Here is a 14,506-nt window from a genome sequence, read left to right as displayed (position 1 = left end):
TCTATCTGTCCGAGAAGATTCCGCCCCCGGAACCCCCACGACAGCCTTCAAGATATGCGTTTCCAACCTCTGGTAAATATCCCGGTCGCGGTCGTGCTGGCTCGCAAGGAGATCAGCCGTTCCGGCTGGACGATCCTCAACTGGGAAGGCGTGGCGGTTCTCGCGGGCGAAAGGTTCGCCGCTGGCGAGGCGCGGCGCCAGTTGCTCAGCGAGGCCGACGGCGTAGCGCAGTACTTGTGGGACGGCCTGCGGCTCGAGCTTTATCGCGATGCGGCGGAAACCTACTGGTTCAACCTGACCGCAACGGAGCCCTCGCTGTTTATCATCTGCAGCGAGGAGGAGGGCGGCGAACTGCTGCCCATCGCCGTGACCGCGGACCATGATCAGTCCACCAGTGCGACGGAAGCGGATTGCAAGGTGTTCGCGGTGCCGATCCCGGCCGAGATCATTCCGCAGCTCGAAGAATTCGTGATGACGCATTTCAAGCCGCAGAAGCGGCGCAAGCGCCGCCGCGACGAGTTGTCGGGCGACGGAGTGCAGTGATCCGCCATGGCTGATCGCGAACAGGCCAGGCCAGGCGCGCCGGCGGCGCCTGCCGACGAGGAGCACAAGGACGAGGAGTCGTTCCTCAGTCGCTGGTCCCGGCTCAAGGCGCAGAACAAGGCGCCCGAGCAGGCGCCGCCGGCTGCGGAGCACGCCGATGCACCTGCAGAGGCGCCTTTGGCCGAAGCATCCCCCGCGCCTGCACCCGAGGCCGAAGGCGAGCCGCCGGGTGACGAGGATATGCCGCCGCTCGAATCGCTGACGCCGGACTCGGACTTCAGTGCCTTCATGTCGCCGCGCGTCAGCGCGGGCTTGCGCAAGCAGGCCCTGCGCAAGCTGTTCCGCAGCGAGAAGTTCAATGTCATCAGCGAGCTCGACGACTACATCGACGACTACCGGAACTACCCGGCGTTGGGCGACATAGTGACCTCCGACATGAAGCATGCCGCAGCCAGGCTGCTCAAAAAGCAACTGGAGGCGGCGGAGGCCGCGGCGACCGACGACGCGGCGGCGGGAACGGCAGCGGGCGGCGTGGCGGCGACGGACGCCGGGTCCGCACCGTCTGTGGAGAGTGAGGCTGCCGGTGGGGATCCCGCGGGCGGCGATAATGATCGGGCTGCCGCTCGTCAGCCGGGTGAGACCGGCGAGCAGGCGGCGACCGGCCCGAGCGAAGAAACCGCGGAAATCGATCCGAACAACGACCAGGAGCAGCCGCCACGTGACGCATGAGCTTCCCGCCACGAGCAGCGCCGGGCGCGCGCGCGCCCAGGCATTGCAGATGCCTGTTTCGATCGAGGGCCAGCCGACCTCGATCGTGACCTATAAATCGAGTGGCCGACTGGTCATCGTGGGCGAGGAGGATCTCGCGCTTTCGCTGGCGCGCCGACTCGGCGAAGCGATTCCCTGTACCGTGCTCGTGCCTTCTGCGGCGCGGCCCGAGCCCGGCACCCGCGAGGGGCGTGTCGTCGTGCGCGGCGGGCGGCCCGAAATCGAGGGCCGGCTCGGTCGCTTCACGGTCAATCTCGAAACGCCCGACGGCACGGTGTCGCTGTCCGAGGCGGCCGGCAACCCGGGGAGTTTCTTCGACCTGGTGCTCGATCTTTCCCCCGTGCCGCTGATGACGCACGAGGTGCCGCCGGTCGGGTATTACGCGCCCGCGGGCGACGACGCCAAGCTCGAGAAGGCGCTCGCCGAGATTCCCGAGATGAGCGGGGAGTTCGAGAAACCCAAGTATTTCAATTACAACCCGGACATCTGCGCGCACGGCGGCAGCGGCATCGTCGGCTGCACGCGCTGCATCGATGCCTGCCCGACGCTGGCGATCACCTCCATCGGGGAAAAAGTCAGCGTCGATCCCTACCTGTGCCAGGGTGCCGGGAGTTGCGTCGCAGCCTGCCCGAGCGGCGCGATGAGCTATGCCTTCCCGGCAGTCAGCGACCTGCTGGCCCATCTGAAGCTGTTCCTCGGCGCGTTCCGCGACGCCGGCGGCGAGAGTCCCGTGGTGCTCATTCACGACGCCTGGTCGAGCAAGACCGTGGCCGAGACGCTCGGCCCCGAGATGCCGGAGGACGTGCTGCCGCTGGAGGTGGAGGAAGTCGGCTCGGTCGGGCTGGACACCTGGCTGGCGCTGCTGGCCTACGGGGCCCGGGCGGTGGTCGTCGTAGTGACCGACACTGCCCCGCGACGCATGGTCACGGAGATCGAGGCGCAAGTGCTTTTCGGCCGCGGAATCCTCGAGGGCATGGGCTTCCCTCCCGAGAGCCTGACTGTGATCAGCAGCGCCAGCGCCGCGGCCGATCCGGCCGGCTGGTGGGGCGCGCTCCCGGCCGCCGGCATCGCCAAGCCGGCCAGGTTTGCGTTACCCGACGACAAGCGCGCGATCCTGCGGCTGGCGATCGAGCACCTGCACCGGCATGCCCCGGCGCCGCGCAAGACGACGGAATTGCCCGCCGGCGCGCCATTCGGGGAAATCAAGGTCGACAAGAACGCGTGCACGCTGTGCATGGGCTGCGTCAGCGTCTGCCCTGTGGCGGCGCTGGATGCCGGCGGCGACCTGCCGCAACTGAAGTTCACGGAGTGGAATTGCGTGCAGTGCGGCCTTTGTGAAAAGGCCTGCCCGGAAGACGCGATCACCCTGCATACCCGTTTTCTCTACGACGCCGAGCTGCGCCAGCAGCCGCGGATCCTCAACGAGGAGCAGCCTTTCTGTTGCGTGGCCTGCGGCAAGCCGTTCGGCACCCGCTCCCTGCTGGAGTCGATGCTGAAGAAGCTGGAAGGGCACTGGATGTTCCAGGACGAAGCCTCCCGCCGTCGCCTGCAGATGTGCGAGCACTGCCGCGTCAAGGACATGTTCAAGTCCGGCGGCCCTGGCGTTCCCGGCGCCTGATCTGCGACATTGTTAACCGACTTGCGGACAAAATGACCCAATTGATCCCATATAGGTATTTATCTTGGTAATTTTTCCTCTCTTTATAGCCCGTCATTCCCTAAATACATGGCCTGAATGTTGCTAAATGATTGACCATAATGATAAAGACGAGCATTCGATGACGGACGCTGTCACTGAAGGCGGGGCGGAGGTTTCAAGGGACGTAGCGATCAATGGCATCGCCGCGGAAGAGCAGTTGCGCGCCAATGCGTGGAGCCTGCTGGCCCAGTTACTGGGCGCCGCGCCCGACGAACAGATCCTCAGCCTGCTGGCGGAAATCGACGCGGACGAGGTGAACTCGGACGACCTGCTCGGCGCGGCCTGGCGCATGCTCGGCACCGCTGCGGGGCGCAGTTCGCCCGCGGAGCTGGAAGAGGAGTATCACGACCTCTTCATCGGCGTGGGCCGTGGCGAACTGGTGCCCTACGGCTCCTGGTACATGACCGGATTCCTCATGGAGCAGCCGCTTGCCCGCCTGCGCGAGGAACTCCTCCAGCTGGGATTCGAGCGCCAGGAAGGCGTCAAGGAGCCCGAGGATCATGCGGCGGCGTTGTGTGACGTCATGGCCATGATCAACACCGGCGATCAACCGGCCTCGCTCGAGCAGCAGGCGGGATTTTTCGATCGTCACATTTCACCCTGGATGGCCCGCTTCTTCCGTGACATGCAATCGGCCCCGTCGGCGCGTTTCTATCGCGCGGTGGGCCAGCTCGGGGAGCAGTTCATCGAGGTGGAGAAACGGTATCTCAACGATTTCCTTTCTACGCCGTCGGCGCAAAAGAGTTTCAGTTGAGATTTGGATTTTGTAATCGGAGCGGACTCAAGTGGAGAGCACAATGAGCCTGAAAAAAGAGACGGAATATAACGGCAGGCGCCGGTTCCTCAAGGGTTTGGCAGTGGCCGGTGGTGCGACTGCGATGATCGTCGCGACCGGGACGGCGACCGCCGCGCCGGAAGTGACCCTGACGTCGAAGCCCGCGAAAAAGGGCTACCACGAGACGTCGCACATCCGAACTTACTACCAGAAGGCCCGTATCTAGCCCCGTCCGGGACTGGATGCGATGCCCTAACGGTCAAACAGCGGAGAATCGGCGATGAAGCTGACCAAGAAAACTACTGCTACCAATAACGAGTCCACCAGCGCACTGAACGGCGTGCTGGGTCGGGCGATCGACCGGCGCGCCTTCCTGCGCCGGACCGGCCTGGCGCTCGGCGCCGGCGCGATCGCCTCGGCGCTGCCCCCGGCGATGATGCGCCGCTCGCAGGCCCAGGCGGCCCGCGAGATGGTGAAAGGCCCGATCGAGATCAAGCGCTCGGTCTGTACCCACTGTTCAGTCGGCTGCGGCGTCGTCGCCGAAGTCCAGAACGGTGTCTGGACGGGCCAGGAACCGGATTTCGACTCCCCGTTGAACCTGGGGGCGCATTGCGCCAAGGGCGCCTCCGTGCGTGAGCACGGGCATGGCGATCGTCGGCTCAAGTACCCGATGAAGAACGTCAACGGAAAGTGGCAGCGGTTGTCATGGGACCAGGCGATCAACGAGATCGGCGACCGCCTCCTGGACATCCGCGCCAAGCACGGCCCCGACAGCGTGATGTGGGTCGGCTCGGCGAAGATGAGCAACGAGGGCGCCTACCTTTATCGCAAGAACGCGGCCATGTGGGGGACGAATAACGTCGACCACCAGGCCCGTATCTGCCACTCGACGACGGTCGCCGGCGTAGCCAACACCTGGGGCTATGGCGCGATGACCAATTCCTACAATGACATGCACAACAGCAAGTGCATGTTCTTCATCGGCAGCAACGCCGCCGAGGCGCACCCGATCTCGATGCAGCACGTGCTGCGCGGTAAGGAGAACGGCGCCAAGCTGATCGTCGCGGACCCGCGCTTCACGCGCACCGCGGCGCATTCGGACCAGTTCCTGCGGCTGCGGCCGGGCACCGACGTGCCCCTGATCTACGGCCTGCTGTGGCACATCTTCGAGAACGGCTGGGAGGACAAGGAATACATCCGCCAGCGTGTCGCCTTCATGGACGACATCCGGGCCGAGACCGCCAAGTGGACCCCCGACGTCGTCGAGAACGTCACCGGGATTCCCGGCGACGAGGTGAAGAAGGCCGCGCAGACCATGGCCGAGCATCGTCCCGGCACCATCGTCTGGTGCATGGGCGGCACGCAGCACACCATCGGCAACAACAACACGCGCCTCTACAGCGTGCTGCAGCTGGCGCTGGGTAATGTCGGCGTGTCCGGCGGCGGCGCCAACATCTTCCGCGGCCACGACAACGTCCAGGGCGCCACCGACTTCGGCATCCTGGCCGACACGCTGCCCGGCTATTACGGCCTCGCCGAGGGCTCCTACAGGCACTGGGCCCGCGTGTGGGACGTCGACTTCGACTGGCTGAAGGCGCGGTTCGACCAGGCCAGCTATCCCAACGGATCGAACATGGTGCCGGCAATGAACCTGCCGGGGATCACCGTGTCGCGCTGGTACGACGGCGTCAACGAATCGGACGAGAACGTCTCCCAGAAGACCGCGCTGAAAGCGCTGTTCCTCTGGGGTCACGCGATCAACAGCCAGGTGCGTGGCGCCGAGCAGAAGCAGGCGCTGGAGAAGCTGGACCTGGTGGTCGTCGTCGATCCTTACCCGACGCACACCGCCGTGCTGCCGGATCGCGACAAGGAAGGCATGTACCTGCTGCCGGCCTGCACGCAGTTCGAGACCTACGGGTCCCGCACCGCGTCCAACCGGTCGCTCCAGTGGGGCGAGAAGATCATCGAGCCGCTGTTCGAGTCGCTGCCTGATCACACGATCATGTACAAGCTCGCCAAGAAGCTCGGCTACTCCGACCAGCTGTTCAAGAACATCCAGGTGAACGGCGAGGAGCCCCTGATCGAGGACATCACGCGGGAGTTCAACCGCGGCATGTGGACGATCGGCTACACCGGCCAGAGCCCGGAGCGCCTCAAGAAGCACCTCGAGAACAAGCACACCTTCAATGTCACGACGCTGAAGGCCGAGGGCGGACCCTGCGACGGCGAGACCTACGGCTTGCCGTGGCCCTGCTGGGGCACCCCGGAGATGGGCCATCCCGGCACGCACGTGCTCTACGACACCAGCAAGCCGGTGGCCGAAGGCGGCCTGAATTTCCGCGCCCGTTTCGGCGTGGAGTACCAGGGCGTGAACCTGCTGGCCGAGGATTCCTGGAGCAAGGGCGCCGAGATCGAGGACGGCTATCCCGAGTTCACCGCCGACATGCTGAAGCAGCTCGGCTGGTGGGATGACCTGACCGAGGAAGAGAAGGTCGCGGCCGAGGGCAGGAACTGGAAGACCGACCTCTCCGGCGGCATCCAGCGCGTCGCCATCAAGCACGGTTGCGCGCCCTTCGGTAACGCCAAGGCGCGTTGCAAGGTGTGGAACTTCCCCGATCCGATTCCCGTCCACCGCGAGCCGCTGTACACCAGCCGCCGCGACCTGGTCGAAGAGTATCCGACCTACGAGGACCGCAAGGCCTTCTGGCGCCTGCCGACCCGTTACGGCTCGATCCAGGCCCAGGACTTCTCCAAGGACTTCCCGCTGATTCACACCAGCGGCCGCCTGGTCGAGTACGAAGGCGGTGGCGAGGAGACGCGGTCCAACCCCTGGCTCGCCGAGCTGCAGCAGGAGATGTTCGTCGAGATCAACCCGGCGGACGCCAACGATCGCGGCATCAAGGACGACACCTGGGTGTGGATGGACGGACCGGAAGGCGGCGTGATCAAGCTCAAGGCCATGATCACCAACCGCGTGGGCCGGGGCGTCGTGTTCACGCCGTATCATTTCGGCGGGTGGTTCGAGGGCAAGGACTTGTTATCCAAGTATCCTGAAGGCACTCATCCGTATGTCCGGGGCTCTGCAGCGAACGATGCGTTTACCTACGGGTACGACTCGGTCACGAACATGCAGGAAACCAAAGCCTCGCTCTGCCAGATTCGCCCGGCGTAAGGAGTTAACTCACCATGGCGAGAATGAAATTTCTTTGTGATTCCGAGCGCTGCATCGAGTGCAACGGTTGTGTAACGGCGTGCAAGAACGAGCACGAAGTGCCCTGGGGCGTGAATCGCCGCCGCGTGGTCACGCTCGACGACGGCCTGCCGGGCGAAAGCTCGATCTCCGTCGCCTGCATGCACTGCACGGACGCGCCTTGTGCGGCCGTCTGCCCGGTGGATTGTTTCTACACCACCGACGACGGCATCGTCCTGCACGACAAGGACCTTTGCATCGGTTGCGGCTACTGCTTCTATGCCTGCCCGTTCGGCGCACCCCAGTTCCCGCAGAAGGAAGCCTTCGGCATCCGCGGGAAGATGGACAAGTGCACCTTCTGCGCAGGTGGCCCGGAGGAGAACAACTCGGAAGACGAGTACATCAAGTACGGGACCAACCGCATCGCCGAGGGCAAGCTGCCGCTGTGCGCGGAGATGTGCGCGACCAAGGCGCTGCTGGCGGGTGATGGCGACATGGTCGCCGACATCTACCGCGAGCGCGTCCTGAAGCGCGGCAGCCGTCCGCAGACCTGGGGCTGGGAAACCGCCTACAAGGAAGCCTAGGCGCGTGATAACACACCGGGCGGGGCGGCCTACGGGCCGCCCCCGCACCGGTCCTGGAGAGAGACGATGAGAATTATCACCCTGGCTCTGCTGGCCGCGGCGTCCGTGGCTCTTGCGGGCTGTTCGGATGTCACGGTTTACGAGCCTGGCGTATACAAGGGTTCGAGCGACCCCTTGGTCGAGGACCTCAGGTCGGAAGAACTGAGATCTGCCCTTGAGGATCGCGTCGAACACCAGCGCGACCGTTAGTCACTCAGCCCACACGACGGGAGGATTCCACGTGATGGTCGACAATACACAATCGGAAGTCAGCGGACGCCAGCGGCGGAAAGCCCGCCGGATCGTCTGGAGCGTCGCGCTGATTCTGGGTCTATCCATGATCCTGCCGCTGAGCGGCTGGCTGCTCACCGAGGGCCCGTCAGGGCAGGCGGTAGCCCAGCAGGCCCAGTCCGGCGATGATGCTGCACAGCTCGCGCAATCGGAGCAGCAGCGGCGTGATTTCTGGCGCCAGGCGCGGGGCGGCGTGTCCGGCTACAGCGCAGTGACCGGCCAGGAAACCGGCGTGCTCATCCAGAGCGGCGGCGACGTCTGGCGCGCGGTGCGCGAGGGGCCCCTGTTGCGCTGGGGCGGCATCGGCCTGCTCGGCGTCATCGTGGCGATCCTGTTGTTCCACTTCGTTGCAGGTTCCGTGAAGCTCGAACACCGTACCGGCCGGACGATCACGCGCTGGAGCACGTACGATCGAACGATCCACTGGGTCACCGCGGCACTCTTCATCATCCTGGCGATCACCGGGCTCAGCCTGCTGTTCGGGCGCATGGTCCTCACGCCGATCCTCGGCAAGGAGGGCTTCGCCGCCTTCGCCGCGATCGCGAAGCCGGTGCATGACTGGCTGGCCGTCCCCTTCATCGTCACCCTCGTGATGATGATGGTGCCGTGGCTGAAGGACAGCCTGCCGAAGGCCTATGACTGGACCTGGATCAAGATGGGCGGCGGCTACCTCGACAAGTCGAAGCACCCGCCGGCCGGCTTCGTCAACGCCGGCGAGAAGATCTGGTACTGGAGCCTGTTCTTCGGCGGGATCGTGCTGGTGGTCTCGGGAGTGTTCCTGCTGTTCCCGAATCTCGGCACGGAGCGCGGCGGGATGCAGATCGCACACCTCGCGCATGCCATCAGCGGCATCGGCCTGATCGCTTTCTCGGTCGGTCATATCTATCTCGGCACCTTCGGCAACGAAGGGTCCCTCGAGGGGATGATCACCGGCGAAGTGGACGAGGCCTGGGCCAAGGCGCACCACAGCGTCTGGTATGACGAACTCAAGAAGCAGGGCACGCGCCCCGCCAACGTGGAAGCACCACGGGGGGCTGGGCACGCGGCGACCTGACCCCAGGTTGACGTAAACCGGAGCGGGGGCGCCTCAACGGCGCCCCCGTTTTTTTGGCTGGCGATTTTCGTGCGGACGGGGCATCCTTTAGTCTATGAAAATCACGCTGACACCGATTGTGCTCGGCCTGCTGCTTGCAGCAGGATCGGCGCCCGCCACGGACTCTTCCGCGGAGGACTATCCGTCCTGGGACGGGAACCTCGAGACGCTTCACGAGCATGCGGCGCCCTCCTCCAGCGGCAAGACGGAGCTCATGGCTGCGGCCAGCGAGGGCCGTCTCCCTGAGGTCCGGCGCCTCGTGGAGGCCGGCGCCGGAATCGACGAAAGAAATGCAAACGGCGGAACCGCCCTGATGTATGCGGCGGCGGCTGACGAGGTGGAGACCGCCGCCTTCCTGCTGGCGAACGGTGCCGATGCGAACGCGCGCGCCCGAATTGGCTGGACGCCGTTGCTGGTTGCCGCGGCCAAGGGCAGGGCGACGGTCATCGAGCTGTTGCTGGCGAGCGGCGCGGAAGCAGCGACTCCGGATGCCTATGGATGGACGCCGCTCATGCGGGCGGTTTCCGGCAACTACATCGAGGCCGTCGAAGTGCTGCTGGCGTCGGGGCAGGCGGAACTCGAGGCGCGGGAGGAGTCGGGCGCGACCGCGTTACACATTGCGGCGGGCAGGGGTTTCGCCGGGATCGTGGAGTGCCTCCTCGAAGCTGGCGCCGAGCCACTGGCCACCGATGGCGCCGGACGCACGCCCGCGGAGGTCGCACGCATGCAGGGCCACCGGGAGGCGGAGGCCTTGCTGAAGTCCTAGCAGACGTTGGTGTTCTGGCTGTATTCGCCCAGCGGCAGCACCGTGGTCGTCGGCCCGGCCGGCGCCCTGATGGCCTCGCTGCCCTGTTGCATGGCGAGCTGGAAACCGAATTTCTCGAAGAAGCGCTCGAACATGTCGCCACCATAGGTGCCGAGAGCGCGCAGTTCGCCCGTCTGTTCGTCGAACGCCAGGTCCACGGCCGCCAGGGGTTGCGGTGCAGGACCGCCCAGCACGCGGCAACCCTCGGCGGGGTCGTACACGCTGCCTTCCGAGCAGCAGTAGATCACTTGCTCGCGCTCGGTCGGCGTGTAGTCCTTGTCCGTGAAAGCCATCGGCCCGTGGCGGTAGTGGATGAAGCTGACGGTCGGTGTCGGGTAGGTCATGCGGTGTGCGCAGATTGCGGAAAACGCGACCACGGAGCGCTGCGGGCCGACGCCGCCGCGCCAGCGGTAACTGCGACCGTCGTCCATCTCCAGGCGTTCCTGGGGGAGGGCGGGTTTGCCCAGGTTGATCAGGAAACACGGCGTGCTGACGAAAGGATAGTGAAAGACATAGCTTTCGCCGACGGCGAGCTGGTCGATGCGCAGCGGCGATCCCGTGGCATCCACCAGCGTCGCCGGGGGCGCCGGGACTCGTTCCGGCGTCGAGTCCGCCAGCAGCGAGGGGCTGCTCGCGACGAGCGCGCCGGTGCTGGCGCAGAGCTTCAGAAAACCACGTCGGGAAACCGGGTCGCCGGCCATGCTTAGCCACCTTTCGGATCAGATTGCCTGATCGTAGCATTCGTCACGCACGCTGCAACAGATCCGTCGGCCGCCCGGCGCGAACCTATTCCTGCAGTCTGTCGTCGGGCCCATTCTCGCGCGTGGTCGCGTGCGGATCGGCGGCGTCCCGGCGCGCCCTGCGGCGCCGGATTTCCATGGGATGCTCGACTTTGCGCACCTTGTCGACGAGGTGCATGAGCGCCAGCCAGGGATGTCGATAGGTCATGCGCGGTCCCGCATAAGCCATGATCACTCGCGCGTGTTCGCGCTGCGCCCGCTTGTAGCAGTGGATGGGACACTTGGCACAGGTCGGCTTGGCTTCGCCATAGGGGCATTTTTCGAGACGCCGCTCCGCATAGGCCAGAAACGCCCGGCAGTCGTCGCAGGTGGCTCCCCGGCGCGCGGCCTCGTCATGATGATCGGCGCACCAGATCTCCACCATGCATTCCATCGTGCGGTACTCGCGCCGCAGGCGCGGCGTGAGGAGCAGGCTGCCGCCTGCAGCAGTGCCATGCTTATTCATGCAGGCTATATACATATTTTCCCCCTTCAGATGCAATAGGCATCCGCCCTGGTTCTCGAATGCCCCGGCGTTCAGGATGGCACTTGCGCGGGCGATTCGCGCCCAGATGGAGTAAGCTGGGGAGATGACTGAAAAGATCGAGAAAGCCGCCGCAGGGCGCACGGATCATCCGTTCAAGGTGTCGTCCATCACGCGTGCGGAAGCGCCCGAGGGGGCTGTCTCCGCAACCTGGTACCGCTACGAGATCGCGCAGGGCCCCAATGCCATCGTCGGGCACCGGGAAGGCAGCCTGCAGGCCGTCACCCAGGCGGTCGCGGACATCGTGATCCGGCTCAACGAGCGCCGGCTCGGCAAGGCGGGTCGCGTGCAATTGACGCCGGGGCCCAAAAAGAATCGCGGCAGCTGAGCTGGGCTGAGCTGACCTGAGCTGGGCTGGACTGGGCTGGGCTGGACTGGGCTGGGCTGGACTGGGCTGGGCTGGGCTGGGCTTTGGGGTATCGCCCGGGCCATCGCAGGGCCGGCGGCTCGCCGACTCAGCGGTCCGCCGGGCGCCAGTCGAGCGGCGGTTCCTGCAGCAGCGCCAGCTGCTCCCGCAGCGCCTGCACGTGGTCTTCCCAGTACCTCGGTGTACCGAACCACGGAAATGCGACCCGAAAGGCGGGGTCCGTCCAGCGGCGCGCGATCCACGCTGCGTAATGCATGATCCGCAATGCACGCAGGACTTCGATGAGCGCGAGTTCGGCGGGATCGAAGGGCCTGAATTCCTCGTACCCTGCGAGCAACTCCGCCAACTGCGGTTCCTGCTCCGCGCGTTCGCCGGACAGGAACATCCACAGGTCCTGGATGGCCGGCCCGGTGCAGGCGTCATCGAGATCGACGATGTGGACCTGCTCATCGAGCGCCAGGACATTGCCGGGATGGAAGTCCCCGTGCAGGCGCAACTGGCGAGCCTGCACGGCCTCCCAGCGGTCCTCGATCGTCGCCAGCAGGTCCTGGCAGACGCTGGCGTACGCCGGCTCCATGTAGTCCGGAAGAAAACCTCCGGCGAGCAGGTCGTCACGCGATGCGTGGCCGAACAGTGCGGGCGAGAGATGGGGACGATGGCTGAAGGCCGCCCCGCTGCCCACCAGGTGGAGTCTTGCCACCAGCCGGCCCACCTGGCGCAGCAGGCGCAGGTCGTCCAGCTGCGGCACGCGGCCGGCCACGCGGGGCGTCAACGCGAAGCGGAACTCGCCGTGCTGCAACAGGCTGTGCCCATCGTGGCGCAGGGGCGCGACCACGGGGATGTCACGCGCCGCGAGTTCGTACGCGAAGCCGTGTTCCTCCAGGATCGCGGCGTCCGTCCACCGGCCGGGGCGATAGAATTTCGCCACCACCGGCGTGCCGTCCTCGATGCCCACCTGGTACACCCGGTTCTCGTAGCTGTTCAGGGCCAGCAGTCGTCCATCGCAATGCAGGCCGAAGCGCTCCACCGAATCGAGGATGTCGTCAGGCTGCAGGTCCTGGTAGGCGAGGGAGGGGTCGTGATTTCTGCTCATGCTTCGATCGCACAGACGGAGCGGCAATATACCAGTCGGACTGCCCCCGGTCCGGCATGGACAATCCGCCTCCTTGTGTTATAGTCGCTGAACTCCTGATGCACACCGGTCTGCATCCGGCCCTTGCGGCACGCCCTTCTGGTCAGCCTCGAGCAACACAACAATCGAGCCTTGACCGGCCGGAGCCCAGCTTCCGGCAGGCGTTACAGATCAGGAGATCACGTTTTTATGTCATTCGACTCTCTCGGCCTCTCGGCCGAGCTTCTTCGTGCAGTGGCTGAAGAAGGCTACGACACGCCGACCCCCATCCAGGTCCAGGCAATCCCGGTCATCCTGCAAGGCAGGGACGTTCTCGCAGGCGCCCAGACGGGCACCGGCAAGACCGCCGGCTTCACGTTGCCCATGTTGCAACACCTGTCCGCCAGGCCTGTTGAAGGCCGCAGGCGCATCCGCACGCTCGTGCTGGTGCCGACCCGCGAGCTGGCCGCCCAGGTGGCCGCCAGCGTGGACACATACGGCCGCCACCTCCCGCAGCTGCGGTGCGCCGTGGTATTCGGCGGCGTCAGCATCAATCCCCAGATCGCAACGCTTCGGCGCGGCGTCGATATCCTGGTCGCTACGCCGGGCCGCCTGCTCGACCACGCGCAACAGCGCACCGTGGACCTGTCCTCCGTGGAGATCCTGGTGCTCGACGAAGCGGATCGCATGCTCGACATGGGCTTCATCCGCGACATCCGGCGCGTGCTTGCCATGCTGCCGAAGCGGCGCCAGAACCTGTTGTTCTCCGCGACCTGCTCGGACGAGATCCGCTCCCTTGCGAACGGCCTGCTGGACAACCCGGTGGAGATCGAGGTGGCGCGTCGCAATATCACGGCCGAACTCGTCACCCAGGTCGTGCACCCGGTGGACCGCGCCCGCAAGCGTGAGCTGCTGTCGCACCTGATGAGCACGGGCGACTGGCGCCAAGTCCTCGTGTTCACCCGCACCAAGCACGGCGCCAACCGGCTCGCCACGCAGCTGGAGCACGATGGCATCAGCGCTGCGGCCATCCACGGCAACAAGAGCCAGGCGGCGCGCACCAAGGCGCTGGCGGACTTCAAGGCCGGCAAGGTGCGGACGCTGGTGGCGACCGAGGTCGCTGCGCGCGGACTGGATATCGACCAGTTGCCGCATGTCGTCAACTTCGAGTTGCCGCACGTCTCGGAAGACTACGTGCACCGTATCGGCCGTACCGGTCGGGCAGGCAGCGAAGGCGAGGCGGTGTCGCTGGTGTGCGTCGACGAGCGGCGCTTGCTGGCGGATATCGAGCGCTTGCTCAAACGTAATATTCCGCAGCGTATGATTGCCGGGTTCGAGCCGGATCCCTCGATTCGTCCCGAACCGATCGAGACCGGGCGGCGTGGCGCGCCACCTGCCAAGAACCGCGGCCGCGGTGTGCCGGAGCGACAAGGTCGCCGGTCGCGTGGCGCCAGGCCGCAGGATCGAAGAATTTGCCCCTGAGGGCAACCCAGCAGCGGACGCTTTGTGCGTTGGCCGTCCACTGCTGTCGTTATGACGACAACGCACTTTTTGTATGGAATGAGCAATAGTTATGAACATCTATGTTGGAAATCTGGCCTACAGCGTGACTGAGGACGATCTGCGGACCGCCTTCACCGAATTCGGTACCGTCACTCGTGCCACTGTTATCACGGACAAGTTCTCGGGCCAGTCCAAGGGCTTCGGCTTCGTCGAGATGGCGAACAGCTCCGAGGCCGAGGCAGCCATTCGGGGCCTGAACGACAAGCCCCTGAACGGCCGCAACATCAAGGTCAACCAGGCCAAGCCGCGCGAAGAGCGCCCCGCCCGCAGCGGTGGTGGTGGCGGCGGCGGTCGCTGGTAAGACCGTCAGCTTGAACGGATCCTTCGGGTTCGTTCTGCGGAGAGGGCCCCATCC

General features: G+C 65.5%; 16 protein-coding genes. 13 read left to right on the top strand and 3 right to left on the bottom strand.

Annotated elements, in window-relative coordinates; all coding sequences use genetic code 11:
* The first annotated feature begins 54 nt into the window (after positions 1-54).
* The 10 genes from G6032_RS01025 to G6032_RS00980 all read left to right on the top strand — a co-directional run bounded on the left by G6032_RS01025 (position 55) and on the right by G6032_RS00980 (position 9,748).
* Complete coding sequence (locus G6032_RS01025) at positions 55-543, top strand: DUF3305 domain-containing protein (protein WP_165280266.1); 489 nt, start codon at positions 55-57, stop codon at positions 541-543.
* Between the two features lie 6 nt (positions 544-549).
* Positions 550-1,272, top strand: coding sequence for a DUF3306 domain-containing protein (locus tag G6032_RS01020; RefSeq protein WP_165280265.1), 723 nt, complete (start codon positions 550-552; stop codon positions 1,270-1,272).
* Positions 1,262-2,929: a 4Fe-4S binding protein gene (locus G6032_RS01015; protein ID WP_165280264.1), complete on the top strand. Its 1,668-nt coding sequence runs from the start codon at positions 1,262-1,264 to the stop codon at positions 2,927-2,929. The genes G6032_RS01020 and G6032_RS01015 overlap by 11 nt, the downstream gene beginning before the upstream one ends.
* 160 nt (positions 2,930-3,089) lie before the next feature.
* Positions 3,090-3,764 carry a molecular chaperone TorD family protein gene (locus G6032_RS01010; RefSeq protein ID WP_165280263.1) on the top strand — a complete coding sequence of 225 codons (675 nt, stop codon included), beginning with the start codon at positions 3,090-3,092 and terminating at the stop codon, positions 3,762-3,764.
* A 43-nt stretch (positions 3,765-3,807) separates the two neighbouring features.
* Positions 3,808-4,011 carry a transcriptional initiation protein Tat gene (locus G6032_RS01005; RefSeq protein ID WP_240901840.1) on the top strand — a complete coding sequence of 68 codons (204 nt, stop codon included), beginning with the start codon at positions 3,808-3,810 and terminating at the stop codon, positions 4,009-4,011.
* A 54-nt stretch (positions 4,012-4,065) separates the two neighbouring features.
* Complete coding sequence (locus tag G6032_RS01000) at positions 4,066-6,957, top strand: formate dehydrogenase subunit alpha (protein ID WP_165280262.1); 2,892 nt, start codon at positions 4,066-4,068, stop codon at positions 6,955-6,957.
* Between the two features lie 14 nt (positions 6,958-6,971).
* Positions 6,972-7,559, top strand: coding sequence for a formate dehydrogenase FDH3 subunit beta (fdh3B, locus tag G6032_RS00995; RefSeq protein WP_165280261.1), 588 nt, complete (start codon positions 6,972-6,974; stop codon positions 7,557-7,559).
* Positions 7,560-7,625: 66 nt separating this feature from the next.
* Positions 7,626-7,808 (top strand): hypothetical protein, encoded by a 183-nt coding sequence (locus tag G6032_RS00990; protein WP_165280260.1) that lies wholly within the window; start codon positions 7,626-7,628, stop codon positions 7,806-7,808.
* 34 nt (positions 7,809-7,842) lie between these two features.
* Entirely contained in the window at positions 7,843-8,943 is a 1,101-nt protein-coding gene (locus G6032_RS00985; protein WP_165280259.1) for a formate dehydrogenase subunit gamma, read from the top strand.
* Between the two features lie 94 nt (positions 8,944-9,037).
* Positions 9,038-9,748, top strand: a complete 711-nt coding sequence (locus G6032_RS00980; RefSeq protein ID WP_165280258.1) for an ankyrin repeat domain-containing protein — start codon at positions 9,038-9,040, stop codon at positions 9,746-9,748.
* Here the strand turns inward: G6032_RS00980 and G6032_RS00975 are convergent.
* Together G6032_RS00975 and G6032_RS00970 are read right to left on the bottom strand one after the other, a co-directional pair.
* On the bottom strand, positions 9,745-10,488 hold the full coding sequence (locus tag G6032_RS00975; RefSeq protein WP_165280257.1) for a twin-arginine translocation signal domain-containing protein: 744 nt from the start codon (positions 10,486-10,488) through the stop codon (positions 9,745-9,747). The genes G6032_RS00980 and G6032_RS00975 overlap by 4 nt on opposite strands.
* A gap of 85 nt (positions 10,489-10,573) precedes the next feature.
* Positions 10,574-11,032 (bottom strand): nitrous oxide-stimulated promoter family protein, encoded by a 459-nt coding sequence (locus G6032_RS00970; RefSeq protein WP_165280256.1) that lies wholly within the window; start codon positions 11,030-11,032, stop codon positions 10,574-10,576.
* A gap of 124 nt (positions 11,033-11,156) precedes the next feature.
* Between G6032_RS00970 and G6032_RS00965 the strand changes: the two genes are divergently transcribed.
* Positions 11,157-11,438, top strand: coding sequence for a hypothetical protein (locus tag G6032_RS00965; RefSeq protein WP_165280255.1), 282 nt, complete (start codon positions 11,157-11,159; stop codon positions 11,436-11,438).
* A gap of 127 nt (positions 11,439-11,565) precedes the next feature.
* Here the strand turns inward: G6032_RS00965 and G6032_RS00960 are convergent, their stop codons facing one another.
* On the bottom strand, positions 11,566-12,570 hold the full coding sequence (locus G6032_RS00960; RefSeq protein ID WP_165280254.1) for a serine/threonine protein kinase: 1,005 nt from the start codon (positions 12,568-12,570) through the stop codon (positions 11,566-11,568).
* 228 nt (positions 12,571-12,798) lie between these two features.
* On the opposite strand from G6032_RS00960, the gene G6032_RS00955 reads away from it, so the two are divergent.
* Both G6032_RS00955 and G6032_RS00950 read left to right on the top strand, forming a co-directional pair.
* Complete coding sequence (locus G6032_RS00955; protein ID WP_165280253.1) at positions 12,799-14,070, top strand: DEAD/DEAH box helicase; 1,272 nt, start codon at positions 12,799-12,801, stop codon at positions 14,068-14,070.
* 91 nt (positions 14,071-14,161) lie between these two features.
* A complete protein-coding gene (locus G6032_RS00950; RefSeq protein WP_165280252.1) occupies positions 14,162-14,452 on the top strand; it encodes an RNA-binding protein in 291 nt (96 codons plus the stop codon).
* Positions 14,453-14,506 lie beyond the last annotated feature (54 nt).

The sequence above is a fragment of the Wenzhouxiangella sp. XN24 genome, assembly GCF_011064545.1.
GTDB lineage: Bacteria > Pseudomonadota > Gammaproteobacteria > Steroidobacterales > XN24 > XN24.
The sequence above is the reverse complement of the archived record's forward strand: the minus strand, read 5'-3'. Positions and strand labels throughout refer to the sequence as shown.

Coding starts and splice junctions, on each gene's coding strand:
- G6032_RS00970 (WP_165280256.1), bottom strand. CDS start 11,032: ATGAATAAGCATGGCACTGCTGCAGGCGGCAGCCTGCTCCTCACGCCG.
- G6032_RS01025 (WP_165280266.1), top strand. CDS start 55: ATGCGTTTCCAACCTCTGGTAAATATCCCGGTCGCGGTCGTGCTGGCT.
- G6032_RS00980 (WP_165280258.1), top strand. CDS start 9,038: ATGAAAATCACGCTGACACCGATTGTGCTCGGCCTGCTGCTTGCAGCA.
- G6032_RS01000 (WP_165280262.1), top strand. CDS start 4,066: ATGAAGCTGACCAAGAAAACTACTGCTACCAATAACGAGTCCACCAGC.
- G6032_RS00975 (WP_165280257.1), bottom strand. CDS start 10,488: ATGGCCGGCGACCCGGTTTCCCGACGTGGTTTTCTGAAGCTCTGCGCC.
- G6032_RS01005 (WP_240901840.1), top strand. CDS start 3,808: ATGAGCCTGAAAAAAGAGACGGAATATAACGGCAGGCGCCGGTTCCTC.
- G6032_RS00985 (WP_165280259.1), top strand. CDS start 7,843: ATGGTCGACAATACACAATCGGAAGTCAGCGGACGCCAGCGGCGGAAA.
- fdh3B (WP_165280261.1), top strand. CDS start 6,972: ATGGCGAGAATGAAATTTCTTTGTGATTCCGAGCGCTGCATCGAGTGC.
- G6032_RS00955 (WP_165280253.1), top strand. CDS start 12,799: ATGTCATTCGACTCTCTCGGCCTCTCGGCCGAGCTTCTTCGTGCAGTG.
- G6032_RS01010 (WP_165280263.1), top strand. CDS start 3,090: ATGACGGACGCTGTCACTGAAGGCGGGGCGGAGGTTTCAAGGGACGTA.
- G6032_RS00990 (WP_165280260.1), top strand. CDS start 7,626: ATGAGAATTATCACCCTGGCTCTGCTGGCCGCGGCGTCCGTGGCTCTT.
- G6032_RS00960 (WP_165280254.1), bottom strand. CDS start 12,570: ATGAGCAGAAATCACGACCCCTCCCTCGCCTACCAGGACCTGCAGCCT.
- G6032_RS00965 (WP_165280255.1), top strand. CDS start 11,157: ATGACTGAAAAGATCGAGAAAGCCGCCGCAGGGCGCACGGATCATCCG.
- G6032_RS01020 (WP_165280265.1), top strand. CDS start 550: ATGGCTGATCGCGAACAGGCCAGGCCAGGCGCGCCGGCGGCGCCTGCC.
- G6032_RS00950 (WP_165280252.1), top strand. CDS start 14,162: ATGAACATCTATGTTGGAAATCTGGCCTACAGCGTGACTGAGGACGAT.